The organism is Corallococcus sp. RDP092CA (assembly GCF_041903675.1).
In the GTDB taxonomy this organism is placed as follows: domain Bacteria; phylum Myxococcota; class Myxococcia; order Myxococcales; family Myxococcaceae; genus Corallococcus.
This window is the reverse complement of sequence record NZ_JAYESI010000008.1, coordinates 16,598-39,923: the sequence shown is the minus strand read 5'-3', so window position 1 is coordinate 39,923 and position 23,326 is coordinate 16,598. Positions and strand designations below refer to the sequence as shown.

The following is a 23,326-nucleotide window of genomic DNA, read 5'->3' as shown; positions in this document are numbered from 1 at the left end:
GTGGGGGACATTTTCGCGGAACATGGCGGGAGCACCTTGCACCGTGTCAGCCCGGAAGCCCGGGTCTGAGCGGCACGGGATGGCGTGGGGGACAAACCCCTCCCATTGGTCCCTCACGGTGTGCCCGTGTCCTCGGTCTCCAGGCTTCCGGGTGCGGTCATCACGCGCAAGCTGGAGGTACCTCACCGTGAAGCGCCAACTGTTCATGCTGGGCCTGCTGTTCGCCGTGCCCACCTTCGCCGGCACCACCACCACCGCCGCGTCCACGACGCAGGATGCACGCCGTCCGCCTCCGTTCGAGCGCAAGTCGCCCGTCCAGGTGCTCGTCGACCACCGCCAGGACCTGGCCCTCACGGACACCCAGGTCGCGAGCCTGGGGAGGATTCAAGCTTCACTCGACGCGAAGAACGCGCCCCTGAAGCAGTCCCTGGAGGCCCTGCGCCCGCCCGCGCCGCCGGACCGCGACACCCAGGGCACGCCGTCCGCCCAGGACCAGGCCAACCACGAGCAGGCCCGCGGCCTCTTCGAGCAGCTCCGCGCCAACGACCTGGCGGCGTACCAGGAGGCAGAGGCGGTGTTGACGGACGCGCAGAAGGCCCAGGCCCGCACGCTCCTGGAGTCGGAGCGGCGCGCCCACGGCCCGGGGCGCGGCGGCCGGGGCGGTCCTCCCCGGGGCGAATGACCCTCCGCCGCCAGTCCGGCCCCCTGCCCGCCAGGGCGGCTGGGAGCCCGGCGGGTTGGAGTGTCGTTTCCTGAAAGTCACGAACTCCCCGTCAGGATGTCAGACGGCCTCCGTATGGTGTCGGGCATGGAGGCGATGATGCAGACGATGTTGGTGTTCGTGCCGGTGGCCCTGCTGGTGGGCGCCGTGGTGATGATTCCCCGCTCCCGTCGCCGCGTGCGGCGGTGGAAGGTGCGGGCCGGGTAGGCGGATCCGCGGTCGCCGGATCCGCACCCTTCCGAGGGGCCTTCGCGGAATGCGCAGGGCCCCGCAAACGTATGCTTGACGGGGGCGGATGGGGACGGTACAAGCCGCCTCACTGAATCACGGCGGGGCCGCGCAGGGGCGGATAGCTCAGCGGTAGAGCGGCGCCCTTACAAGGCGATGGTCACAGGTTCAATCCCTGTTCCGCCCATTGAAAGTTTTGTGGGGAGTTAGTTCAGTTGGTTAGAACGCCGGCCTGTCACGCCGGAGGCCACGGGTTCAAGTCCCGTACTCCTCGCCACTAGAGAGGCCCGGAACCGAAAGGTTCCGGGCCTTTCGCTTTTCAGCGCTGGGCTGGGCGTTCCCCTCCTCCCGGGGAGTATCGGCAGATGAAGACCGTTGCTGAATGGAAGGCCGCGCTGCGTACCGCGATGAAAGACGCGCTGCGCACTCGAAATGCCCCCGCCTCCGCGGTGCTCCGGGAAGCGCTCGCCGCCATCGACAATGCCGAGGCGCCCGACATCAGCATCGCGCCTGCACCGGCCGGCGGTGGCATCGCCGGCAGCACGGCGGGGCTCGGGAGCGGCGAGGTGTCTCGATTGCTCCTGTCTCCGGAGGAGGTAGACGCGCTCATCCAGCGTGAAATCCAGGAGCGTCGCGACGCGGTCGCGCTCTACCTCCAGCTCGGCCGGCACGAAGAGGCCCGCGTGCTGCAAACGCAAGTGGAGGTGCTCCTGGCGCTTTGAGCGCGACGGTCCCCCGCCAGAGGAGAGGACCTCCCGCGGCGGAGCAGGATTCTCCAAGTTCTTCCGCCCCACTCCTGCTAGCCAGCGCGGATGCGCACCACCCTCCTGCACCGCTCGCGCTCCATCGCCGTCGTGGACTGCCGGTGCGACGCGAAGCCGGGCGAACGCCCGTTCGAGGAGCGGCATTCGGCGTTCTCGGTGTCGTATGTCCGGAGGGGGAGCTTCGGCTATCACTCGCGCGGTGCGGCGCACGAGCTCGTGGCCGGAGCGACGCTGGTCGGGTACGCAGGCGACGCCTTCCACTGTACCCACGAGCACCATCTCGCGGGCGATGAGTGCTTGTCATTCCAGCTCTCTGACGCGCTCGTGGATTCGCTCGGCGCCTCGCTGGACGTGTGGCGCGTGGGCGCCCTGCCGCCGGTCCCCGCCGTGGTGATGCTCGGCGAGCTCGCACAGCAGACCGCCGAAGGCCGGACCAGCCTCGGCCTGGACGAGGTGGCGCTCGCGTTCGCGGCGCGCGTCGTGGGGACCGTCACCGGGAATTGAGCCGGGAGCCCGTGTGGTCACCTTCGGCAACGGGATGGTGGTCAGGGAGCCCATCGTGGCCATCGATGACGAGGCACGGCGTCTCGTGTGGGGCGCGGAAGGTGGACCGATGACCCACTACAACGGAGCGGTCCAGGTCCACGCGGAGGGCACGGGGAGCCGGGTCGTCTGGACCGCCGACTTCCTTCCTCACGACGCGAGCACCTTCATCGGACCGATGATCGACCAAGGCCTGGCCGCGATGAAGAAGGCGTTGGATGGGAGCGCGCGGTAGCGCGGCCCCAGGTCCATGCATGGGTGACGGCGCGCCGATACGGTGCGCCGCCACCCGCACACGCGCCTGGGAACGTTCAGAAGTCGGGCGAGGCGCCCTCGGCTCCGGCGGCGCTTGTCCCTTCTCCCGGGGACTGAACCAGGCGCATGAGCTCGACAATGGCTTGCAGTCCTGGGAGTCCCGGCTGGAGCTGCGAGAAGGCATCGAGCGGTCGCTGCACACGGAGCACGCCACGGCGGTACATGCGGATGCCCGAGGGCCCCACCTCGATGCGCCGGGAGCCCATGAACACGAACAGCAACGAGGTTCCAAGAAGGCAGGACGCCATCACGTCCAGTTCGCCTGCTCCCACATCGAGCCACCAGGAAGCGGCGAGGTATGCAAGCGCCAGCACGTCCAACACCAGCAGCCCCGCCCAACTGCGGATGTCTTGATAGACGGCGACGGGGGCTTCGGGAGACGGAACCATTGCCCGGAGCGTATGTGAATGGACGGACTCACACCACGCTCGCGGGCAATGCCATGCGCTTGGACTTCAGGGCGGGCCCCTCCAGGGGGCCCGCGTCGCTGGCGGGACGGAATTCAGAGAGGCGCTGAAGACCGGGGCGCTAGTACGTGCAGCGCAGGACCTGGCGGTAGGTGCCGCACTGGCTGAAGTCCGTCGTGCCCGCCGGCTGCGAGTGGTAGCAGGCGGAGACGGCGGGGTCGCAGGGCGGGCTGGGCCAGACGTCGTAGGCGTCGCCGTCGGTGAGCGCGAACTCCGTCACTCGCGCCACGAGGCGGGCGGTCTTCTGCATCGTCGCGCCGTGGTCACCGCCAGCGCTGAAGGCGAGCGGGACCGTGTGCGGGTCGATGGCCTCGTGCAGCTTCGTGTACGTCCAGTCGAGCTTGTAGTTGGGCCGGCCATAGACGGACGGGATGCCGTCCGGCGCCGTGACGGAGAGCCAGTCGATGTACCCGGAGACCGAGGCGTGGCCCCGGTAGATGAGGTTGTCGTTGCCCTGGACGACATAGCGGGGGGTGACCGCCTCGTCGATCCAGATGCCCGAGTCACCGCGGAAGTCGTAGAAGCGCGGGGCCACCACGATGCGCGCGGTGTACGAGCGCGGCGTGCCGGTGTTGGTGGTGACGCGGACGAAGAGCGGCAGCCCGGAGAGCACCGTGTTGAGCTCGTGCCCCTCGTGGAGGACGATCTCGAACCGACGCTCGCTGATGACGTTCGCGTCCCCGAAGGCGTCGTCCGGAACGAAGCTGAGGACGTCCGACAGGTAGCGGTTCGCGGTGGCGTGGAGGATGAGGGCGCGCACGCCGTCGCGCTGCTCGAAGGTGCCGAGCGTCTCGAAGCTCAGCTCGTTGTTGCCCACCGTGGCGTAGAGGCGGGTCGCCGTCTCCGCCGCGGTGCTGACACCCACCTCCTCCATGGACTCCGAAGGAGCGTCGTCGAGAGGCGCGTTGTCACAGGCCGCGAGCGCGGTGAAACAGGTCAAGGCAAGGGCACGTAGATGCATGGGAAACCTCCAAGTGAGGAATTCCATGTAACACATGCCGGTGACACTCCCACGGCGGGGATTGTGCCGGTCTTGTGACGTCCACCTCGGGGTGGCCATGGAGGTCGGCGTGGCTGGAGGAGCGCTCCGCGTTGGGGGGTGTACGCGGACCGCCGCTTCCGTCACCGCGCTGAGGGGGGTGCCCACCACGGTCACCGTGGCCGTGGCTGCGAATCCTGGGTTCCTCGCAGCGTCACCGGTGAAGGCCAGCGGCAGATGCCGATCTCCGGCGACAGTGAGCAGCGATGACACATCGATGTCTCACGGCGTCTGTGTCACTCATGGTGTATCCACGGTGTGTGTCGTCGCAGACTCACGTCGCATTGCCACCCTGTTTCGTGCCCCCTGCCCTCGTGCGGCTCGCGTGGGGCGGGGCGGCTGCGTAGCATGCTCGCGCCTTGGATGGATTGACGTGGATGACAGCGGGTGGCAGGGCCCGGCGCTGGTGGCCCTGGGTGCTGTTGGCGCTGGGCGTGGGAGCCTGGGTGATCCGGGCCCTGCCGTTCTTCCACCGCGCTGGAGCGCTCGGCTACATCGTGAACTACGACGAGGGTGTCTACGCCGCGGCGTCCGCGCTGCTGTGGGAGGGCGTGCTGCCCTACCGCGACTTCCTCTTCGTGCACCCGCCCGGCTCGCTGCTCCTGGGGGCTCCGGCGGCGGCGGTGGGCGCGTTCGGTGACCCGGCCACGGGCTTCGCGCTGGCGCGCTGGCTCGCCACCGCGATGGGCGCCGTGAGCACCGTGCTCGTGGGCCGGCTGGCGATGCGGGCCTGGGGCCCCGTGGCCGGCGTGGTGGCCGCGCTGGTCTACGCGGTGCACCCGGAGGCCGTCACCATGGAGCGCGGCCCGTTCCTGGATCCGCTGCTCAACCTGTGCGGCCTGGGCCTCGCGAACGCGTGGCTCCTGCCTTCGGGCCGCGCGCCCCTGCCCCGCCGCGCGGGCCTCGCAGGCGCGCTGGCGGGCCTGATGACGTCGGTGAAGGTGCTGGGCGGAATCTGGGGCGCGGCGGCGCTCGTGGCCCGGGCTCCGCAGCTCCGCTGGAGCCTGACGCGGAGGTTCGTGCTGACCGCGTCGCTCACGGTGCTGGCGCTCGTGGGACCGCTGGCCCTGATGGCTCCGGGCGCGTTCGTGCGCGACGCGCTGTGGTTCCAGTCCGCCCGGCCCGAGGACGGCACCGTGTCGCGCTGGGAGCGGCTACTGGAGATGCTCCATGAGCGGCGCCGCCAGGCCCTGCTGCTCGCGGCGGTGGGCCTGGGCGTCGCGCTCTTCCGAGCCGTGCGGCGCGGCACCCGCGCGGAGGCCGCCCCCGAGCGCTTTGTCGCCACCGCGTACCTGCTCACCGTGGCCGCGTACCTCGCCGCGCGCAGCTACTGGTCCAACTACAACGCGCTGCTCGCGGGGCCAGAGGCGCTGCTCGCCGGACTGGGCGCGGCGGCGCTCGTGGGCTTCGCCGCCGCTCGGGCCCGGTCCGTGGGCGCGGTGGCGTTCGGGCTGACGCTGCTGGCGCCGCTGCACTCCCTTCAGGAGACGCTGCGCGGTTCGAGGATCCGCCCTCGCGAGCAGGTCCTCCAGGCGCGCTACGTGCGCGAGCAGGTACCGCCGGGCGCATCCCTGTGCGGCTTCGAGCCGGCCTGGGGGCTCATGGCCGGAAGGCTGCCCCCGGTGCTCCCGGGTCAGGTCGTGCCCGTGGACCCCTACGCGCTCATGCTCCAGGACGCGCTCGCGTCGGGAGGACACTTCCCGGACGCGGCGGCGGCCTTCGCCAGCGCGGGCTCGCAGGAGCGCATGCTCGCGCTCCTGGCGCGGTGTGACTTCGTGCTCCTGGGCGAGCGCGGCCACCGGCAGCTCTCCTCCGACAGCCTCCGCTGGTTCGAGGCGAACTTCACGCGCGCCGTGTCGCCAGACGCCCCCGCCGTCGAGCTGTGGCGCCGCCACGAGCCACCGCCCGGCTCCGCGACCGGCGCGTCCCCTTGAGGGCGCGCCACGCCGCTTGACGCCCTGCCTGAATCAGGAGACGAACCGGCCCATGCCCTACACCCCCATCGTCGCCACGCTGGGCTACGTGATGTCCCCGGACGGCCAGCAGGTGCTCCTCATCCACCGGAACGCGCGCCCGGACGACGCCCACTACGGCAAGTACAACGGCCTGGGCGGCAAGATGGACCGCGACGAGGACATCGCCGCGTGCATGCGCCGGGAGCTCCGCGAGGAGGCCGGCATCGAGTGCACCCGCATGGTCCTGCGCGGCACCCTGTCCTGGCCCGGCTTCGGCAAGCACGGCGAGGACTGGCTGGGCTTCATCTTCCGCATCGACGCCTTCGAGGGCACGCCCCTGGACAAGAACCCCGAGGGCTCGCTGTCCTGGGTCCCCGTGTCCTCCATCCTGTCCCTGTCGCTGTGGGACGGAGACCGGCACTTCCTGCCGCTCGTGTTCGACGCGGACCCGCGCCCCTTCCACGGCGTGATGCCCTACGAGGGCGGTCGCGCGGTGAGCTGGTCCTTCACCCGGCTGTAGGCCGCCGCGGGCGTCCTCCGAGCAACGCTCATGACGGTTTTCCAGCCAGTCCTCCGCCAGGACCGCTACAACCACCACCTCCCACTTGGGACTCACGCGAAGGAGCGCGGCGCATGGACCTCATCGGACAGCTTTCGCAGCAGCTTGGAGTGGATGGCACGCAGGCACAGGGGCTCGCGGGTTCACTCCTGAAGCTGGTGCAGGGCACGGTGCAGGAGAAGGTAGGCCCGGACGCGGCCCAGCAGATGGAGCAGGCCATCCCGGAGATGCAGGGCTGGCAGCAGCAGGCGGCGCAGGCTCCGGCGGGCGATGGCGGCGGCCTCATGGGCGCCCTCGGCGGAATGCTCGGTGGTGGGGGCGGCGGGGGCGGCCTCATGGGCGCCCTGGGTGGCGCGGCCGCCCACGCGGGCGAGGTCGCGGGCGTGGTGGCCGTCCTCCAGCGCTTCAACCTGGACGCGGACAAGGCGACCCTGGTGGCCCCCCTGCTGCTCAACTTCCTCAAGTCCCGCCTGGACCCGGGCCTGGTGGGGAAGATCCTCGCCGTGGTGCCCCTGCTCGCGGGCGGCGCCGGCGGCGGGAGCGCCCCCCAGGGCGGCGGACTGGGCGGAGTGCTCGGCGGACTCCTGGGGAAATAGGGCGCGAGGGCCCCAGGAGCCCACGGCCGCTGGACGCTAGAGCGCCATCGTCCCGGCGATGATCTCCTTCATCACCTCGGACGTGCCGCCGCCAATCGTCAGCATGCGCACGTCGCGCCACGCCCGCGCGACGTGCGACTCCTCCACGTAGCCCATGCCGCCGTAGAACTGCTGGCAGTCATAGGCCACGCGCTGCGCCAGCTCCGTGGAGAGGAGCTTGGCCATGGCGATCTCCTTCACCGGCTTCTGTTTGCGTTTGCGATTGAAGAGCTGCACCGCTTGATAGGTGAGCTGCCGCGCCGCCTCCACGCGGGTGGCGTGGTCCACGAAGGTGTGGCGCCACACCTGGAAGTCCAGCAGGCGCTTCCCGAAAGCCTGACGTTCCCTGCCGTAGCGGATGGCTTCACGGAGCAGGTCGTCCATCACCGCCACCGTGTAGAGCGCCGTCACCAGGCGCTCCGCGTGGAAGCTGTTCATGATGTGGAAGAAGCCATCGTTCTCCCGGCCCAGCACGTAGCGGGCGGGGATGCGGCAGTCCTCGAAGTAGAGGATGGCCATGTCCGACGAGCGGTGCCCCACCTTCTGGAGCTTCTTCGACACGGAGAAGCCCTTCACGTCCGTGGGCAGCGTCACCAGCGAGATGCCCGGCGCGCCCTCCCCGCCCGTGCGCACCGCCAGCACCAGGAAGTCCGCGCGGGCGCCGTTGGAGATCCACGTCTTCGCGCCCTGGATGACGTAGTCGTCGCCGTCCCGCCGCGCTGTCGTGCGCAGCCGCGCCAGGTCCGAGCCCGCGTCCGGCTCGCTCATCGCCAGCGCCGCGATGCGCTCCCCGGCGAGCGCGGGGGCGAGGAACTCGCGCTTCTGCTCGTCGGTGCCCAGCTCGTTGATGACCGGCGTGGCCATCTGCCCCTGCACCAGGAGCGACATCGCCACGCCCCCGTTGCGCGCTCGCGCCAGCTCCTCCGCGAAGACAGCCACATACCAGGCGTCCAGCCCGCTGCCGCCATACGCCGGGTCGTGGCTGATGCCGAAGAAGCCCAGCTCGCCGCAGCGGCGGAACACGTCGCGGGGGAACTCGCCGGCCTGGTCCCACGCCAGCGCGTGCGGGGCCAGCTCCTTCTCGACGAACTGACGCACGGTGCGGCGGAACGCCTCATGCTCCGGGGTGAAGCGCTCATCCATGCCGCGGATGCTGTCAGGGCCCGCCCCGCGCTTTCAAGCCGCGCGGCCCTCAGCGTGCGCGGATGAACGTGAGGGACAGCGGCTGGCCGCCCCTGAGCAGCGAGAGCACCGCGGGGCTGCCCGGCACGCCCAGCTCGCGCCGCCGCGCCTCGCCCGTGTCCAGCACCACCGCCCCGTCGATGGAGCGCACCACGTCCCCCACCTGGAGCCCCACGACGTCCGCGCCCTCCGCGACGGCGCTGATGACGACGTCCCGCCCCGTCATGCCGAAGCTCAACCCCAGCCGCCCCGGCTCCACGCGCTGGGGCCCCAGGCGCCAGTCCCCCAGCGCCTGCGTCCTCCCGGCGGCGAGCGTCACCCGCCGGTCCACCAGCTCCCGTCCCCGACTCCAAGCGGTGAGCCGGTGCGCGCCCGGAGCCAGGTCCTTCAGCTCGAAGCGTCCATCCGCGCCCGTCGTCGGGGACGCGATGCCGTCCGCATCCACATACGCGCCCGCGAGCGGCGCGTTCGTGCGCGCGTCCACCAGCCGACCGGACACGGCCCCTCCCGCGTCCACCACCACCTCCACGACGCCCTCCGCTCCGGACGCCAGCGTCACGTCCGCCTTGCCCGCGCGCCCGTCCGGCAGCGTGGCCGTCACGGTGACGCGCGTGGGGAAGACGTCGTCCACCTGGAACGCGTCCCCGGAGAACTGGCGCTCCACGCTCGACAGGAAGTCGTCCTCGCCGCGCGCCGCGGTGACGGTCAGCGTGAAGCCATGCACCTCCCGGCCTCCCGCCGAACGCACGGTGCCCCTCAGCCGGGCCGCGGGCTTCAGCTGGAGCGTGAGCGCTCTTTGTGAGGCGGACACGCTCGCGGCCTCGCCCTGCCGTCCGCCGTTCGTGGACCAGACGCGCCACGCATCCGAGCCCAGCCCATCCAATGACAGCACCGCCTGGCCCGCCGCGTCCGTCAGCTCCTCCGCCTGGATGTCCGTGCGGCCCGCCTCCGCGGCCATCACCGTCGCGTGGACGCTGGGCGCGCCGTTGGGCTCCAGCACCGTCACGCGCAGCGGCTTCTGGGGCTCGCCCACCACCAGGTCCACGTGCCGCCGACCGCCCGCCTCCAGCTCCACCACCTGCTGCTGGTCGCCGTTCTGGAAGCGCAGCGCGGACAGCCACGCGCTCAACTGGTAGCGCCCCGCGCCCACGCGCATCGACCACGTTCCCTCCGGCGTCGCGGGCACGTCGACGGACTCCGAGGCCGGAGCGCCCACCCGGTGCGCGGTGACCGTCACGGGGCCAGACGGCCGCCCGCCGCCCTCGGTGCGCACGGTGCCCTCCAGCACGCCCTCCCCCGCGAGCGTCAGCCGCGCCGTGGCGGTCCTCCCCGCCTCCACGCGCACCGGCTGGCGCACCTCGTCCTCGCTGTTCGCGCGGCGAGCCGCGACGTACACGGTGCCCTCCGGCACGTCCTCCAACGTGAAGCGCCCCTGCGCGTCCGTCACCGAGGGCAGCGCGTCCGGCAGCGGCTGCCACTTGAGCCGTGCCACCACGGACACGCCCGGGAGCGGCGCCTCCGCGCCATCCACCACCGTGCCCTCGATGCGGCCCGGCGCCGCGAGCTCCAGCACCAGCTCGAAGCGCTGCCCCGCGAGCACGCCCAGCCCCGTGCGCGTGAGCGGCTGGAAGCCCGGCGCGCGCACCCGCACGTCGTAGGCGCCCGGCGCGAGCCCTCGCACCTCGAAGCGCCCGTCCGCCTCCGAGCGCGCTTGAACCAGGTCCGCCCGGTCGCCATTCGCGCGCACGCCCACCGTGGCCCCCGCGATGGCCTCACCCGAGCCCTTGCGCCGCACCACGCCCGCGAGCGACGCCGCGCCCCCCAGGCGGATCCGCACGTCCTCCACCGTCATGCCCGGCCCCACGACGACCGCGCTCCCGACCGCGCCGGTCTCCTCCCGATGGCGGGCCGTCACCTGGAACGACCCGGGCGGCACGTCCAGCGAGAAGCTCCCCGTGTCTCCGGCCTCCACCTCCACGGCGCCGTCCTCGCCCCAGGCGCTCACGCGCGCTCCCGGCGCGGGCGCGCCGTCCGCACGCGTGACGAAGCCCTCGATGAACGCGGAGCCGTCCAGCTCCACGCGCATGTCCGTCCCCGGCACGTGCACGCGCGCGACGCGGCGGGGTGCGTGGCCCGGGGCCCGCGCCTCCAGTTGGTACTCGCCGCGCGCCAGCCCGTGGAACCCGAACGCGCCGCGCGCGTCGCTGAGCGCCTCGTGCCGCGCCTCGTCCGGCACCGACGCGCCCGTCTGGAGGAACACGGGCAGCGCGTCCTCGAAGCCGGTGTGCGGCGTGAGCGTCAGCTCCGCCAGCGGCACCGGCGCGCCGCCCACGCGCTCCACCGTCAGGCCCGTCAGCGACACGCCGGGCTCCAGCACCAGCCGGACCGTGGACAGCGCTTCACCGTGGGGACGCGTCACCTCCGCGCGCGCCAGCGCCAGCCCCTCCGCCCTCGCGGTGACCAGGTAGGGCCCGGGACGCGCGGGCAGCACGAGCGCTCCGGCCGCGTCCGTCCGGCCCTGCCCCGCCACGCGCCACGACGGCAGCCGCGAGCCCGCGGGCGCCGGGCCCCGCAGGTACAGCGTCACCTCCGCGCCCGCGAGCGGCCCCGACGCCGTGGCCGTCTCCACGCGCAGCGCGCCCTCCGCGTCCCGCATGGGCTGCTCCACGGGCGCGGTGGCCGCGCCTCCCTCGGACCGAGAGGTCGGCGCCACGTCGGGGGCGGGAGACGCGACGGGCATCACGGCCGCGCCGCGCGCCGCCACGGCCGGAGCGGAGGCGCGCAGCCAGGCGAAGACGCCGGCCAGCAGGAGCGCCAGCCCGGCAACGACGATGAACACCTTGCGAGACGCCATGCACCCTCCGGGAGAGGTGCGCCCCAAGACACCTCACCCGGTCCCCCGTTTCCAGGGGGGTGCCGCATTTTCCGCCGCCCACCCCTGGGCTTCAGCGGGAGCACCACCACGCGGTGCTACAGGGGCAGGAACGCGATGCGGAGGCCCACGGTGAACAGCGAGTGGAAGCCGTCATCCACGGGCGTGAGCGCCTGGTCGCGGCTGCCCACGCCGGTGATGTCCAGCGCCTGGTGGCCGGTGCGCACCGTGTACTGACCCACGGACGCGGTGATGATGGGCCCCACCGCCAGGGACCGCGACACCCGCACGTCGCCGCCCAGCGTGAGGCGCGCGATGGTGGGCCCCCGGTCCGTGACGTGCGTGTCCACGTGCGTGGGGACGAACACCCCCGGCGCGACCTGGAGCTGCGTGTCCCCCTCCACGTGGCTCTTGAGGATCTCCAGGCCCACACCCAGGCCGATCCACGGATCAAAGCTCGTGCCCGGCCGGATGTGGTAGCGGACCTCCGGCCCGACGCGCCACTGGAAGGTATGGCAGTCGAAGCCCTCCGGGCACGACAGCGCGTTCGTCTTGGTCAGCACCGGCTCCCAGCTCCCCCACGCGCCCACGTAGAACCGCGGCGACACCCGGAAGCCCAGCTCCGCGATGATGGGAAAGGAGATCTTCGCGGAGTCGGTGATCTTCAGGTCCTCCAGCCCGCCCGTCGGGCTCTGGCCGTTCGTGTAGACGTAGCCCAGGCCGAAGCCCACGTTGCCGCTCACCGCGAACTGCGGCCCGATGCGCCCCTCGGGGTGGCGGCCCTCCGACCTCGGCATCTCCTCCGAGCGCATCGTGGTGGTCGTGGTCGTCGTGGACGTCTCCGTCTCCGTCGGGGGCTCCGGCTCCTGGGCCCCCGCCGACGTGACGATTCCCAGCGCGGCGGCGAGCGACAGCGTCCAGCGGAACGGCGCGTTCATCGAGGTCATCCGGTACATCCTCCGTGTTCGAGCTGGATGTGGAAGGAAGCAAGCCGCGAGTGCCGTTAGAAGCCACCCGCCCCCGGCGCGCGCCGCCATTCGACAGACAGCCCCGCTCAGCGACCAGTCGCGGACATCCACCCCACCCCACGGGGAGGCAACCTGGCGGGGTGGATGGGAAGCGCGGTCGCGGGAGGACCCGGGACGCGGGGTGGGCGCCTCGACCGCGATCCTCAATCTAGCAAGGTGGCCCGGAAATCCAACGGGTTGACCCCAAGGGAGCCAACGTTCACCTTGCACGCGCCACGAACGCCCGCGGGCGGAAAGGAAGACATCATGGTCGGCCAGGAGCAGGAGCTGTCGCCCGAGGCGCTCGCGCTCATCGCCGAGGAGGAGGCCCTGCTGTCACGCGTCCAGCAGGCGCTGGCGGAGGCGCGCCGTCAGGCCGCGGAGCGCACGCTGGACACGCAGGGGCTGCTGGCGCAGCTCCAGGTGCTGCGCGACGACGCCACCACGGCGCACGCCGCGGACCTGCCGCACGTCTTCACCCAGATGAACGAGGTGCGCTCCATGCTGGAGCGGCAGGAGACCGTGCCGCTGCCGGACGCGAGCGCGCCCTACTTCGCGCACCTGCGCCTGTCCGGGCCCACCGGCGCGCGCGACTACCTGCTCGGCCGCACCAGCTTCGCCAACCTCGGCGCCGGGGTGCGCGTCATCGACTGGCGCTTCGCCCCCGTGGCCCGCGTCTTCTACAACTACGAGGAGGGCGACGCGTTCGAGGAGTCCTTCGGCGAGCGGCTCTCCGAGGGCGAGGTGGAGGCGCGCCGGCTGGTCATCATCGAGAAGGGCGTCCTCACCCGCATCAGCACCGGCCCGCACCTGCTCCAGCGCGACGCGCAGGGCCGCTGGCACGCGCGCGGGCGCGACGCGGCCTCCGTGCTCGCGGGCGGCAGCGGCACCGCCGCGCGGCCGGGCGTCCTGGGCGTGGGCCGGGGCGCCACCCACGTCGAGGACGCCTTCGGCGTGACGGCGCTCCTGGACGCGGAGCAGTACGCCGCCGTCAGCACCGGCCCGGAGCAGCCGCTGCTGGTGCTGGGCAGCGCGGGCAGCGGCAAGACGACGGTGGCCCTGCACCGGCTGGCCAAGGTCGTCTTCGACGACGCGAAGACGTACCCGCAGGCGCGCACCCAGGTCGTCGTCCCGGAGGCGGGCCTGGCCCGGCTCACGCGCCGGCTGCTCGCGCCGCTGGGCCTGGGCAAGGTGTCCGTGCAGACGCTGGAGGCCTGGTCGCTGGCCACCGCGCGCTCCACCTTCAGCGTGCCGGGCATCAAGCTGTCCCCGGACACGCCCGCGCTCGTCTCGCGCTTCAAGCGCCACCCCGCCCTGCGCCGCGCGCTGGCCGGCCGCGTGCCCGTGTTCAAGGGCAAGGCCCTGCCCCCCACCCTGGACCGGCTGCGCATCAAGCTGGCGGACGCGTACCTGGACCGCGCCTTCCTGGAGGCCGTGGTGGCGGACGCGAAGGGGGAGCTGCCCCTCACCGTGGTGGAGGAGGTGCTGGAGCACACGAAGCAGCAGACCGCCACGCCGCTGTCGCGCCAGTACAAGGGCTTCGACGAGGAGGCCCTCATCACCGTGGACGGGCGCGCCATCGAGGAGGCCACGCCGGACGCGCTCGCGGGCACCCTGGACGCCGACGACCTGCCCGTCCTGATGTTCCTCAAGGCGCAGCGCGGAGGCCTGGGCGCGGACCGCCTGGCCCATGTGGTGCTGGACGAGGCGGAGGACTTCTCCCTCTTCGAGCTCTTCGTCGTCAGCCAGCTGCTCGGCCACGGCCGCAGCTGCACGCTCGCGGGCGACGAGGTGCAGCAGACCACGGCGGGCTTCGCCGGCTGGGACGCCGCGCTGGACGAGCTGGGCATCCGCGACGCCGCCACCTGCCGGCTCCAGGTGTCCTACCGCTGCCCGCGCCCGGTGGTGGAGCTGGCGCAGCACGTGCTGGGCTCGCAGTCCCCCGCCAACGCCGCCCGGGCCGGCCGCGAGGGCGCGCCCGTGGGCTTCCACCACTTCCCCGACGAGGCCCAGGCCTGGCTGTTCCTCGGCGACGCCCTGCGAGACCTGGTGCTGCGCGAGCCGCACGCGTCCGTGGGCGTCATCGCCAGCAGCCGCGAGGCCGCCCAGTCCTTCCACCGCGTCATCCGCGAGATGCCCTGGGCGCGGCTGGTGCTGGAGGGCGACTTCTCCTTCGAGCCCGGCGTGGACGTGACGGACGTGGACAACGTGAAGGGCCTGGAGTTCGACTACGTCATCCTCCCGGACGTCACCGCGCGCGCCTACCCCGCGGACGACGAGGCCCGCCGCCGGCTGCACGTCGCCGTCACCCGCGCCTCCCACCAGCTGTGGGTGGCCTCGTCCGCCGTGCGCTCCCCGCTCATTCGAACCTTCCCCGGCGCGGGCGAGCCCGGCCAGGGCTGACGGCTCAGGGCTGACGGCCTCCGCCGGCCCGCCACTCCTTCTGCCGCTGGGCGTGGGCCTCGCGGCGCGACAGCGCCTCCGCCTCCTGGCGCGGAATCTCCGCCAGGCGCGCGCGGTGCATGTTCACGCTCAGCTCCAAGAGGCCCCGGTGCTCCTCCGGCAGCTTGTCGCCGTAGTCCTCCAGCACCGTGGTGGCGAAGGCGATGGCGTCCTCGGACACCTGGCGGCGGTGGTCGTAGTACTGGTGCACCTCCTCCTCGGTGGCCTCGTTGGACAGCACCTTGCCGTAGAGGGCGTTCCACCTCGCCTTCACGTCCTCACGGCGGCGCATCTCCTCCGGGTCCTTCGTGGGCACGTCCATGTCCCAGTACAGGTTGCCCGGCAGCTTCGCGCGCAGCGCCTCCAGGTCCACCGGGTAGGGGCCGGGGTCCTCCTCCGGCGCCGCCTGCACCTGGGCCGTCGCCGCGCCCACCAGGTCCAGCCCGCCGTCCTTCGCGCGGGGCACGGCCGGCGTGGACGCGAACACGGGCGGCGGCGCGGGGGCCTGTGCCACGGGCGCGGGCGGCGCGGCCGGCGGCGCCGCGTCCTCCGGCGCCGGCCCGCCAAAGACAAGCCACGCCCCCACCGCCAGGACCAGGACTCCCGCCGTGCCCAGGGGCAGCTGCCATCGCGCGCGCGTGCTCATGCCAAGGCCATACCGCGCGCCCCGCGCCCGCCGCAACCCGTGTCACCCCATGCCGGCGACGCACCGCGCAATTGATACATTTAAAACATGACCTCTCGCGTCAATTCTCAGGTCCTGGCTGACGCGCGGGGACAATTCCAGTCCCTCTCGGATGGAATGCTGCACTCCACACAGAATCCATCATTTTCACCGCAAGCGAAGCTTCCCTGCTTACGGCTGATAACCAAAAACGTATCATCCGCGGCCGCAACCCACTCACTCCCCCTCTTGGAGGAAGCCGCATGAGAAGTCTTCTCTGGATGAGCCTTCTGGCCCTCTCCGCCCCCGTGGGCGCCGCGCATGCCGAAGTGCTGGTGGAAGGCATCGTCGACGTGCTGGTGGACGGCGGTAACAACTACGCCTGGCAGAAGGTGACGCTGCCCGGCACCAAGTGCGGCAACGGCTCTCAGTACAAGTTCTTCGTGCACCGCACGAACTCGCCCAACCTGCTGTTCATGATGGAGGGGGGCGGCGCGTGCTGGGACTACGACTCGTGTAGCGGCCGCCTGGGCATCCTGGGCGCGGCGAACCCCAACGGCATCTCCGACGACTACATGACGCAGTTCACGGCGAAGTACGTGTCCCCCATCGTCAACGGGGCGGACCCGGGCCTGCCGTTCCGCAGCCGCAAGGACCTGGTCACGAAGGACTGGAACATCGTCTACCTGCCGTACTGCACGGGCGACGTGCACATCGGCAACAACGCCAAGACGTACGTGGACACCACCGGCGGCCAGGCGCCGCTGACCTGGTACCACAACGGCTACACCAACACGCTGGCCGCGGCGAACTACGCCAAGCAGCAGTTCCCCAACGTGCAGAAGCTGCTGGTGACGGGCTACAGCGCGGGCGGCACGTCCACCTCCGCCGGCTACTACTTCATCCGCAAGGCCATCAACCCGGCCAAGGGGTACATGATCAACGACTCCGGCCCCATCTTCATGGCGCCGAACGCGAACTCCCTGTCGCGCCCGCTGCACGACAAGATCCGCTCGTCGTGGAACCTGGACTCGGTGTTCAACCAGCTGCCGGCCAGCTTCAACATCAACGACATGGGCTCCATCAACAAGATGGTGGCCACGGAGTTCCCCAACGATCAGCTCGCGTACACGGGCTACACGATGGACTACAACTACTCGCGCTACTCGTATGAGCGCTTCAAGACGCCCAACGACGAGGCGTCCGTCCACGCGTACTGGAAGCAGGACCAGGACGCGTTCGTGAACGAGCTGAACAAGTACAACAACTTCAGCTATTTCATCCCGCACCAGCGCGACATCAACGCCAGCCACTGCAGCACCATCATCACCTTCGTGGGCTCGCACGCCTGCCAGAAGATGGAGAAGAAGTACTGGTACGAGTACCTGGACAGCCCGTGGCAGTCCTGGGCCTGCCACGGCGAGATGATCCCCATGGACGTCTTCCTGTCGCGCTTCATCAACAACAACCAGCGCGTCCGCGTCTACGAGCCGGCCAACAACTACAACAAGGAAGACGCCGGCATGAGCATCCTCGCGCCCCTCATCAACGGCGCGATCGGCGGGTAGTCCCACCGTCCACCCCTGAGATGAGAAACGGGAGCGGGTCCACGAAGGGGCCCGCTCCCGTCGTCCTTCCAGGCCCCCGCAGGCCGCTTCAGGTGAGGCCGGGCAGCGTGCCCACGTAGTCCTCATGGCCGAAGCGGTCCACGTTCACGCCGAAGGCCTGGGCGATGGAGGTGAGCAGCTTGTTGTGCTCCACGGCGCCCGGGAGCGGGTTGCCCGGGCCCTTCCACGTGCCCAGCGGGTCCTTGCCGGGGCGCAGGGACAGCATGCGGCCCATGCGGAACTTCCCGCCCGCGCCGCCCGCCAGCACCGTGGGGATGGACACGTTCATGTGGCCGGCGGCGTCCCCCAGCTCGTTCCCCCACAGGATGAGGGTGTTGTCGAGCACCGTGCCGCTGCCCTCCGGGATGGACTTGAGCGTGTCCATCAGCCGCGCCACCTGCTCGGAGTACCAGCGCTGCACCTGCACCATGCGCAGGCGGATCTCGGTGCGCTCCGGCTCGGACTGGGTGTCCGTGCGGTGGGCGATGTCGTTGTGGATGTCCTCGTCGATGCCAATCCACGGCATGGACGGCCCGGGGATGGTCATGGTCACCACGCGCGTCAGGTCACACGCGAACGCGCGGGCGATGAGGTCCATGTGCAGCTCGGTGAGCCCGGGCATGTTGTTGATGTCGCCCAGGTCGCTGAGCGCGTCGGAGGGCGCCTCCGGCCGGGAGCAGTTGAGCGCGCCGGAGTGGGTGAGCCGCCGCTCGATGTCGCGCAGCGCCGCCAGGTGCGTGTCCAGCTTGGTGCCCTCCGCGGCCGCCAGGCGCGACTTCAGCCGCGTGGCGTCCTTGATGAGGTAGTCCAGGAGGCTCTTGCGCCTGGCCAGGATGGCCTGCGCCTCCGCTGCGGAGCCGCCCATGCCGCCGAAGAGGCGCTTGTAGACGTTGGCGGGGTTGAGCTCGAACGGCACGCGCGAGCCGTTCTCCGTGAAGGAGATGCTGTTGTAGACGTGCTGGGCGCCGAACTGCTCGTAGGCGTGCAGCTGCAGCGAGCGGAACTGGGTGGCGCCGCCCACCGCGTTGCCAATCACCTGGTCCAGGGACGGGCCGTTGGGCAGCTCGTCACCGCTGGACACCTCCACCTGGCTGCCGGTGAGGAAGGTGACGGGGCCGCCCTCGTGGCCGGTGCGGCCGTGCTCGTAGAGGACGCGGTAGTCCAGCCCGTCCAGCACCAGCAGCTTGTCGCGGTGCCGCTGGAGCGGCTGGAGGACGGAGTTCTCGAAGTCGATGTCGAAGCCCGTGTCGTTGCCCCGGGGCGTCCAGTACTCCGGCAGGAAGCCGTGGGGCGTGAACAGGGCGATGAAGCGCAGGGGCGCGGCGTCCGCCGCTTCGGCCACGGAGCTGGTGAGCAGGTGCGCGAAGGGCGCCGCCATGGCCGTGCCGGACAGGAGCTTCAGGATGCTGCGTCGGGAGAAGTCGCGGGACATGGAGGTCAGGGCTCAACGGGTGGGCAGGCGCCGCTGGGTGAAGGAAGCCGAGCGCACCAGGCTGACCAGCGCTTCGGTGATTTTCAGGTGGTCCGTGCGGTAGGGGCCCGTGCGCATGGCGTCAAGCAGCTCGGCGTCCGAGGCGTGCTCGTCGCGCCCCATGGCGTAGCGCACGAACTGGAGCGGCACGCAGTTGGCCAGCTCCTCGCTCGTGGTCAGGTAGCGCGCCAGCTCCGCGCCGCCGGTGAAGGTGGCCAGGCTGGTGGTGCCGTCCTTCGCGATCACCGCGCCGCTGGCGTCCACCCGCTTGCCGTTCTCCTCCGTGCGGTGCTGGCCCAGGCCGTCGAAGTCCTCCATGCCGAAGCCCATGGGGTCGATGGTCTTGTGGCAGCTGGCGCAGTTCGGGTTGTTGGTGTGCGCCGCGAAGCGCTCGCGGGTGGTGGCGTTGTCGGACAGGGCCGGCGGAATGGTGGACACGTTGGCCGGCGGCGCCGGCACCGTGCGGCACAGCAGGCGCGTGAGCACGAACTTGCCGCGCTTGATGGGCGAGGACGAGTCGAAGTGGGCGTAGGTGGACATCACGCCCGCCTGCGTGAGGATGCCCTGGCGCTCCGGCGGCAGCGTCACGCGGCCCAGCCCCGTGTCGTCGTTCACGTCCGTGCGCTCCAGGCCGCCGTAGAAGCTGGCCAGCGTCTCGTCCACGAACGAGTACTTCGCCCCCAGCAGCTCCTCCACGGAGCCCGAGTGCTCCTTCACGATGAAGTCGATGAAGGCGTCGCGCTCGCGGACCATGGAGTCGCGGAAGTCCACGCTGTAGTCCGGGTACACGAGGTTGTTCTTGTTCACCTTGGCCAGGCCGCTCAGCCCCAGCCACTCGATGAAGAACTGGCGCAGCTTCGCCTGCGCGGCGTCCGTCTTGAGCAGGCGGCGCGCCTGGGCCTCGCGCTCGTCCGGAGACGACAGCGTGCCGGCCTTGGCGGACGCGAGCAGCGTGGCGTCCGGCGGTCCGCCGGTCACCATGTAGGAGAGCTCGGAGGCGATCTCGTAGGGGGTCAGCTCCACGACCTGCCCCTTGCGCGCGTTCTCCGGCCCCAGCTCCGTGCGGTACAGGAACGACGCGGAGGAGAAGAGCGCCTGGAGCACCAGCTCCGCGCCCGACTCCATGGTCCCGTTCGCCTTGCCCTCGTTGAAGAGGGCCAGCAGGTCCGCCTCCTCGTCCGCCGTCACCGGCCGGCGGAAGGCGTGCTCCCCCACGCGCTGGATGAAGGCGCGCGCGCACTCGTCCTGCGTCTTGCCCTTGGGGCACGCGTAGAGGTCGCTGAGCTGTGACTTGCCCTGCTCCGCCAGCGCCACCGCGGCGGTGTCGATCTGATCCGCCAGGAGCGACGTCACCTGGAGCCGCTCGTGCGTGGAGAAGCCGAGGATGGTGTCCTCGGCCGCGAAGCCCTGGGCGATGTCCACCTCCGTGCCCAGCACCGCGGAGGCGGACTTGTTGTACTCGTCGCGCGTCAGCCGGCGCACCCGCGCGGGTGCCGCCGCGCTTTCAGGCTCCGCGTCCTGCCCGCCGATGTTGCCAGTGCAGGCGGAGGCGGACAGCACGAGAGCGGAGGACAGGTAGAAACGACGCAATGGCATGATGTCTGGCATTCCTCGCACCCGCGCGGCCTGACAGGCGACCGGCGCACAGGCGGCCCGCATTGTACTGGTTGCCCCCCACGCGGATAGCGGGGATTTCGTTTCGGGGCGTTTCCTCGCTTCTCAAGGAAGAAGCCGCGCTCACGGCGCAGGAAGTGCGAATGCACCGGTCAGGTGCGCACACGGTGCAGCGGCGACTCAGGGAGGAACTTCCTCACCTCGCGCCCTCCACCAGTTCTCTCCGTAACTGATGCAGATCTGCTCGCCCGGGTGGATGTCCCGCAGTGCGTGATAACGGAACACATCGCGGTCCTCCGCGCGGCTGTAGGCCGCGTTGGGGTCGCTCGCGTGGTTGTAGATCATCCCATAGCCCATCACGATGGCGACCCAGTCGCCCTCGCGCGGCGCCTCGTGGCGGTGCCAGCGGATCTCGAAGACGTAGTCGTCGAGCGGCTCGCCCTGGCACTGGCGCCGCGGGACCTTGAGGTAGTGGCACTCCTCGATGAGCTCGCCCGCGGCGATGAAGACGTCCGTGAAGACGCCCATGCCCCACTCGCACGGGCGGACCTTCACGCCGGGGTGGAGGAAGAGCGCCGGGCCCTGGTTCATGAGCGCTTCGCTTTCGCCGGTGGTGTCGTCCACGCGGGAGCGAACCATCGCGCAACCGGGCCGGCCTCGGGAAGCGGCGCGGAGACGGCCGGCGTTCCGCGGCCTCCGGCGGAGTTCAGCCCGCCTGCCCGCCGGGCTCGAGCGGGCGGCCAAAGGCGTGGCGCAGGAGGTAGAGGCCGGGCAGCAGGGGCAGCCACAGGGTGAAGCCGCGCAGGAGCAGGGTGCCCGCGAGCGCCGCCTCCACCGGGACGCCGAAGAGGTTGAGCATGCCCACGGACGTGGCCTCGTAGGTGCCCACGCCGCCGGGGATGATGGACACCGTCTCCGCCATGGAGGCCACCATGAAGCTGACGAACACGGTGCTCAGGGGGACGTCCTGTCCCATGGCGCGGAGCATGGCGCCCAGCGTGGCCGCGTCCAGCACGTACACCGCCAGTTGCAGGACGACGCCGCGCGCGAGCAGGCCGGGGTCGAGCAGCATCCCGGGCGGCACCTCCGCGATGGCCTTGAGCATCGCGCCCAGGGACGGGATGCGCCGGGTGAAGCGGCCCGGCTTCCAATCGCGGTGCCGGGTGACCCAGAGGATGGCCATGGGGATGAGCACCGCCAGCACGCCGAAGCCGGTGACGAGGATCTGGATCCAGCTGTTCAGCTCGGACCTGCGCCAGAGGAAGAAGAGGCTGGTGCCCACGCCCAGCGCCTGCGCGATGTAGAAGCACAGCACGGTGAGCAGCACCGCGCCGGCGGCGGTGCCGGGGCTCGCGCCCTCGCGGCGCAGCCCGCGCCCCACGAGCAGCGACCCGCCCACGCCGCCGGTGGGAATCACCTGGTCGAACGCGAGCTTCATCAGCGACAGCCGCGCCAGCGACCAGAGCGACGCCTTGCGCCTCGCCCGGTGCAGGACCACCCACCAGATGGCCGCCACGCACAGGTACGTGCCCACCTGGAACGCGGCGGCCACCAGCAGCCACGCGGGCCGGGCCTGCCGCAGGAGCTCCAGGAACTGCTTCTCCTCCGCGTGCCGCGAGAGGATGAACGCCAGGAGCGCGATGAGCACCAGCACCCCTGGAATCCACCAGCCCCGCCGGCGCTTCGAGGGCAGCCCCTCCAGCGGCTCCTCCAGGGCGGGGATGGGTTCGGCGCGAGTGCCCTCCATGCGTCTCCTTCCGGGGAATGGGATGGCTTGGGAAAGGATGCGCTTCCCGGCCCCGCGGGGCAGGCGCCGGGGCACGGCGGCCCGCCTCCCCTGCAAGCGGGGAGGCAGGGCCTCCGCGTCTCTTCCTGCGGGCGCTCTGGTAGAAGCCCGCGCATGTCCGATGACCTCCTCGTGCTGACGTACTCCGGCTGTGACACCTGCAGGAAGGCGCTGAAGTGGCTGGAGGCGCGCGGCGTCTCCTACAAGACGCGCCCCATCGTGGACCAGCCCCCCACCGTGGCGGAGCTGCGGCAGTGGATCGCCCGGAGCGGCGTGTCCGTGCGCAAGTGGCTCAACACCAGCGGCCAGAGCTACCGCGCGCTCGGCAAGGAGAAGGTCGACGCGGCCTCCGACGCGGAGCTCGTGGAGTGGCTGGCGAAGGACGGGAAGCTGGTGAAGCGGCCCGTGCTCGTCTCGAGGGAGGCCGTCACCGTGGGCTTCAAGCCGGAGGCCTACGAAGCGCTGTTCCCCGCGCACGGGTCGTGAAGGAGGCCCCGCCGCCCTTCACGCGGCTTGAGGGCGGGCGGGCGACCGGGCCCTCGTCCGACCGTCGTCGCGGGCCGGGCGGGTTGCCACGTTGAGTGGGCATGGAGATCGGATCCAGACGCCCGTTGGGGGAGATCCTCCTGGAGCTGGGGGTGGTTGACCGGGGCCAGCTCCGGCTGGGGCTGGTGCACCACCACGAGGTGCATGTCCCCCTGGGCCGCGCCCTGGTGAGCGAGGGCGTGTGCACGGAGGCGGACGTGCTGCGCGGGCTGGCCCTCCAGTTCGACGTGGACGCCGTGGACCTGGACCGGCATCCGCTCGACCGCTCCCTGACGGACTTGGTGCCCGCGCGCATCGCCCGGCAGTACGGCGTCGTGCCGCTGCGGCTGGAGACGCGCGAGGACAAGGAGGTGCTCCACCTGGCCGTGCCCGCGCCGCTGTCGCTGGACGCGGTGGATGACGTGCGGGCGGTGTCCGGCAAGGCGCGGGTGGAGCCGCACCTGGCCTCCGACGGCGCCCTGTCCCGCGCGCTCAGCGCCCTCTATGGCATCCGCGAGACGGCCGAGGCCGCGCCGGAGCCGCGCCGCCCCGCCGTGCCCAGCGCCCCGCTGATGCTCTACGGGTGGCCGCCCGTCACCGCGGTGCTCATCTCCCGCACGCTGGCGCGCAACGGCATCGCGTCGCGCGTGGCCACGCCGCTGGAGGTGCTGCACTCGACGGTGAACGACGTGGTGCTCGCCCCCCTCCAGGCCATGGAGGGGCTGCTCGCGGGCGAGGTCCACATCGAGGGCGCGCTCATCGTCCACGGGACGTCGGACGACGAGGGCTTCGACCGGGCGCGCAAGCTGGACGCGCGCGGCTTCCTGGCCAACCCGCGCGACGAGGAGCTGCTCCTGCGCGCCGTGCGCCGGCTCCGTCCCGACGCGGGCGGCGAGCACTCCTGGCCGCGCCACTCCTGACGCGGGCGGG

Annotated in this window: 22 protein-coding genes and 2 tRNA genes; 14 read left to right on the top strand and 10 right to left on the bottom strand. The window is 71.4% G+C overall.

Annotated elements, in window-relative coordinates:
- Positions 1 to 187 precede the first annotated feature (187 nt).
- The 7 genes from U8525_RS11470 to U8525_RS11440 all read left to right on the top strand — a co-directional run bounded on the left by U8525_RS11470 (position 188) and on the right by U8525_RS11440 (position 2,491).
- The gene (locus U8525_RS11470) at positions 188 to 682 is read left to right on the top strand and encodes a Spy/CpxP family protein refolding chaperone (RefSeq protein ID WP_374264728.1); all 495 of its coding nucleotides are present in this window, start codon (positions 188 to 190) and stop codon (positions 680 to 682) included.
- A 96-nt stretch (positions 683 to 778) separates the two neighbouring features.
- Positions 779 to 928, top strand: a complete 150-nt coding sequence (locus U8525_RS11465; protein ID WP_374264726.1) for a hypothetical protein — start codon at positions 779 to 781, stop codon at positions 926 to 928.
- Between the two features lie 136 nt (positions 929 to 1,064).
- Positions 1,065 to 1,136, top strand: a tRNA-Val gene (locus tag U8525_RS11460).
- Positions 1,137 to 1,149: 13 nt separating this feature from the next.
- Positions 1,150 to 1,226, top strand: a tRNA-Asp gene (locus U8525_RS11455).
- Between the two features lie 88 nt (positions 1,227 to 1,314).
- Positions 1,315 to 1,671: a hypothetical protein gene (locus U8525_RS11450; RefSeq protein WP_374264724.1), complete on the top strand. Its 357-nt coding sequence runs from the start codon at positions 1,315 to 1,317 to the stop codon at positions 1,669 to 1,671.
- A gap of 90 nt (positions 1,672 to 1,761) precedes the next feature.
- Positions 1,762 to 2,217, top strand: coding sequence for a hypothetical protein (locus tag U8525_RS11445; protein WP_374264722.1), 456 nt, complete (start codon positions 1,762 to 1,764; stop codon positions 2,215 to 2,217).
- Positions 2,213 to 2,491 carry an SRPBCC family protein gene (locus U8525_RS11440; protein ID WP_374265038.1) on the top strand — a complete coding sequence of 93 codons (279 nt, stop codon included), beginning with the start codon at positions 2,213 to 2,215 and terminating at the stop codon, positions 2,489 to 2,491. The genes U8525_RS11445 and U8525_RS11440 overlap by 5 nt, the downstream gene beginning before the upstream one ends.
- Before the next feature lie 76 nt (positions 2,492 to 2,567).
- On the opposite strand, the gene U8525_RS11435 is transcribed toward U8525_RS11440, so the two are convergent.
- The gene (locus U8525_RS11435) at positions 2,568 to 2,960 is read right to left on the bottom strand and encodes a hypothetical protein (RefSeq protein WP_374264720.1); all 393 of its coding nucleotides are present in this window, start codon (positions 2,958 to 2,960) and stop codon (positions 2,568 to 2,570) included.
- A gap of 139 nt (positions 2,961 to 3,099) precedes the next feature.
- Complete coding sequence (locus tag U8525_RS11430) at positions 3,100 to 3,978, bottom strand: hypothetical protein (protein WP_374264718.1); 879 nt, start codon at positions 3,976 to 3,978, stop codon at positions 3,100 to 3,102.
- A 476-nt stretch (positions 3,979 to 4,454) separates the two neighbouring features.
- On the opposite strand from U8525_RS11430, the gene U8525_RS11425 reads away from it, so the two are divergent.
- The 3 genes from U8525_RS11425 to U8525_RS11415 all read left to right on the top strand — a co-directional run bounded on the left by U8525_RS11425 (position 4,455) and on the right by U8525_RS11415 (position 7,187).
- On the top strand, positions 4,455 to 6,011 hold the full coding sequence (locus tag U8525_RS11425) for a hypothetical protein (protein WP_374264716.1): 1,557 nt from the start codon (positions 4,455 to 4,457) through the stop codon (positions 6,009 to 6,011).
- Between the two features lie 52 nt (positions 6,012 to 6,063).
- Positions 6,064 to 6,552 (top strand): NUDIX domain-containing protein, encoded by a 489-nt coding sequence (locus tag U8525_RS11420; RefSeq protein WP_374264714.1) that lies wholly within the window; start codon positions 6,064 to 6,066, stop codon positions 6,550 to 6,552.
- Between the two features lie 113 nt (positions 6,553 to 6,665).
- Positions 6,666 to 7,187 carry a DUF2780 domain-containing protein gene (locus U8525_RS11415; protein WP_374264712.1) on the top strand — a complete coding sequence of 174 codons (522 nt, stop codon included), beginning with the start codon at positions 6,666 to 6,668 and terminating at the stop codon, positions 7,185 to 7,187.
- 36 nt (positions 7,188 to 7,223) lie between these two features.
- On the opposite strand, the gene U8525_RS11410 is transcribed toward U8525_RS11415, so the two are convergent.
- From U8525_RS11410 to U8525_RS11400, 3 genes are all read right to left on the bottom strand, one after another.
- Complete coding sequence (locus U8525_RS11410) at positions 7,224 to 8,369, bottom strand: acyl-CoA dehydrogenase family protein (protein WP_374264710.1); 1,146 nt, start codon at positions 8,367 to 8,369, stop codon at positions 7,224 to 7,226.
- A 49-nt stretch (positions 8,370 to 8,418) separates the two neighbouring features.
- Complete coding sequence (locus U8525_RS11405; protein ID WP_374264708.1) at positions 8,419 to 11,262, bottom strand: carboxypeptidase regulatory-like domain-containing protein; 2,844 nt, start codon at positions 11,260 to 11,262, stop codon at positions 8,419 to 8,421.
- A gap of 116 nt (positions 11,263 to 11,378) precedes the next feature.
- Positions 11,379 to 12,227, bottom strand: a complete 849-nt coding sequence (locus tag U8525_RS11400) for a hypothetical protein (RefSeq protein WP_374264706.1) — start codon at positions 12,225 to 12,227, stop codon at positions 11,379 to 11,381.
- A gap of 327 nt (positions 12,228 to 12,554) precedes the next feature.
- Here U8525_RS11400 and U8525_RS11395 point away from each other — a divergent pair, with 327 nt between their 5' ends.
- Entirely contained in the window at positions 12,555 to 14,690 is a 2,136-nt protein-coding gene (locus U8525_RS11395) for an ATP-binding domain-containing protein (RefSeq protein WP_374264704.1), read from the top strand.
- 4 nt (positions 14,691 to 14,694) lie between these two features.
- Here the strand turns inward: U8525_RS11395 and U8525_RS11390 are convergent, their stop codons facing one another.
- Positions 14,695 to 15,375: a hypothetical protein gene (locus U8525_RS11390; protein ID WP_374264702.1), complete on the bottom strand. Its 681-nt coding sequence runs from the start codon at positions 15,373 to 15,375 to the stop codon at positions 14,695 to 14,697.
- 299 nt (positions 15,376 to 15,674) lie between these two features.
- Here U8525_RS11390 and U8525_RS11385 point away from each other — a divergent pair, with 299 nt between their 5' ends.
- Complete coding sequence (locus U8525_RS11385; RefSeq protein WP_374264701.1) at positions 15,675 to 16,961, top strand: pectin acetylesterase-family hydrolase; 1,287 nt, start codon at positions 15,675 to 15,677, stop codon at positions 16,959 to 16,961.
- Positions 16,962 to 17,049: 88 nt separating this feature from the next.
- Here U8525_RS11385 and U8525_RS11380 read toward each other — a convergent pair whose 3' ends face one another.
- From U8525_RS11380 to U8525_RS11365, 4 genes are all read right to left on the bottom strand, one after another.
- Entirely contained in the window at positions 17,050 to 18,432 is a 1,383-nt protein-coding gene (locus tag U8525_RS11380; protein ID WP_374264699.1) for a DUF1552 domain-containing protein, read from the bottom strand.
- A gap of 12 nt (positions 18,433 to 18,444) precedes the next feature.
- On the bottom strand, positions 18,445 to 20,067 hold the full coding sequence (locus U8525_RS11375; protein WP_374264697.1) for a DUF1592 domain-containing protein: 1,623 nt from the start codon (positions 20,065 to 20,067) through the stop codon (positions 18,445 to 18,447).
- 198 nt (positions 20,068 to 20,265) lie between these two features.
- Positions 20,266 to 20,724, bottom strand: a complete 459-nt coding sequence (locus U8525_RS11370) for an SET domain-containing protein-lysine N-methyltransferase (RefSeq protein ID WP_374264695.1) — start codon at positions 20,722 to 20,724, stop codon at positions 20,266 to 20,268.
- 67 nt (positions 20,725 to 20,791) lie between these two features.
- Positions 20,792 to 21,832 carry a YbhN family protein gene (locus U8525_RS11365; protein WP_374264693.1) on the bottom strand — a complete coding sequence of 347 codons (1,041 nt, stop codon included), beginning with the start codon at positions 21,830 to 21,832 and terminating at the stop codon, positions 20,792 to 20,794.
- Positions 21,833 to 21,985: 153 nt separating this feature from the next.
- On the opposite strand from U8525_RS11365, the gene U8525_RS11360 reads away from it, so the two are divergent.
- On the top strand, positions 21,986 to 22,357 hold the full coding sequence (locus U8525_RS11360) for an arsenate reductase family protein (RefSeq protein ID WP_374264691.1): 372 nt from the start codon (positions 21,986 to 21,988) through the stop codon (positions 22,355 to 22,357).
- Between the two features lie 101 nt (positions 22,358 to 22,458).
- A complete protein-coding gene (locus U8525_RS11355) occupies positions 22,459 to 23,316 on the top strand; it encodes a hypothetical protein (protein ID WP_374264689.1) in 858 nt (285 codons plus the stop codon).
- Positions 23,317 to 23,326: the final 10 nt, after the last annotated feature.

Excerpts from the sequence above, each read along its gene's own strand:
- U8525_RS11465 (WP_374264726.1), top strand. The coding sequence starts at position 779 with ATGTCAGACGGCCTCCGTATGGTGTCGGGCATGGAGGCGATGATGCAG.
- U8525_RS11450 (WP_374264724.1), top strand. The coding sequence starts at position 1,315 with ATGAAGACCGTTGCTGAATGGAAGGCCGCGCTGCGTACCGCGATGAAA.
- U8525_RS11445 (WP_374264722.1), top strand. The coding sequence starts at position 1,762 with ATGCGCACCACCCTCCTGCACCGCTCGCGCTCCATCGCCGTCGTGGAC.
- U8525_RS11435 (WP_374264720.1), bottom strand. The coding sequence starts at position 2,960 with ATGGTTCCGTCTCCCGAAGCCCCCGTCGCCGTCTATCAAGACATCCGC.
- U8525_RS11425 (WP_374264716.1), top strand. The coding sequence starts at position 4,455 with ATGACAGCGGGTGGCAGGGCCCGGCGCTGGTGGCCCTGGGTGCTGTTG.
- U8525_RS11420 (WP_374264714.1), top strand. The coding sequence starts at position 6,064 with ATGCCCTACACCCCCATCGTCGCCACGCTGGGCTACGTGATGTCCCCG.
- U8525_RS11415 (WP_374264712.1), top strand. The coding sequence starts at position 6,666 with ATGGACCTCATCGGACAGCTTTCGCAGCAGCTTGGAGTGGATGGCACG.
- U8525_RS11410 (WP_374264710.1), bottom strand. The coding sequence starts at position 8,369 with ATGGATGAGCGCTTCACCCCGGAGCATGAGGCGTTCCGCCGCACCGTG.
- U8525_RS11405 (WP_374264708.1), bottom strand. The coding sequence starts at position 11,262 with ATGGCGTCTCGCAAGGTGTTCATCGTCGTTGCCGGGCTGGCGCTCCTG.
- U8525_RS11400 (WP_374264706.1), bottom strand. The coding sequence starts at position 12,227 with ATGACCTCGATGAACGCGCCGTTCCGCTGGACGCTGTCGCTCGCCGCC.
- U8525_RS11395 (WP_374264704.1), top strand. The coding sequence starts at position 12,555 with ATGGTCGGCCAGGAGCAGGAGCTGTCGCCCGAGGCGCTCGCGCTCATC.
- U8525_RS11390 (WP_374264702.1), bottom strand. The coding sequence starts at position 15,375 with ATGAGCACGCGCGCGCGATGGCAGCTGCCCCTGGGCACGGCGGGAGTC.
- U8525_RS11385 (WP_374264701.1), top strand. The coding sequence starts at position 15,675 with ATGAGCCTTCTGGCCCTCTCCGCCCCCGTGGGCGCCGCGCATGCCGAA.
- U8525_RS11380 (WP_374264699.1), bottom strand. The coding sequence starts at position 18,432 with ATGTCCCGCGACTTCTCCCGACGCAGCATCCTGAAGCTCCTGTCCGGC.
- U8525_RS11375 (WP_374264697.1), bottom strand. The coding sequence starts at position 20,067 with ATGCCATTGCGTCGTTTCTACCTGTCCTCCGCTCTCGTGCTGTCCGCC.
- U8525_RS11370 (WP_374264695.1), bottom strand. The coding sequence starts at position 20,724 with ATGGTTCGCTCCCGCGTGGACGACACCACCGGCGAAAGCGAAGCGCTC.
- U8525_RS11365 (WP_374264693.1), bottom strand. The coding sequence starts at position 21,832 with ATGGAGGGCACTCGCGCCGAACCCATCCCCGCCCTGGAGGAGCCGCTG.
- U8525_RS11360 (WP_374264691.1), top strand. The coding sequence starts at position 21,986 with ATGTCCGATGACCTCCTCGTGCTGACGTACTCCGGCTGTGACACCTGC.
- U8525_RS11355 (WP_374264689.1), top strand. The coding sequence starts at position 22,459 with ATGGAGATCGGATCCAGACGCCCGTTGGGGGAGATCCTCCTGGAGCTG.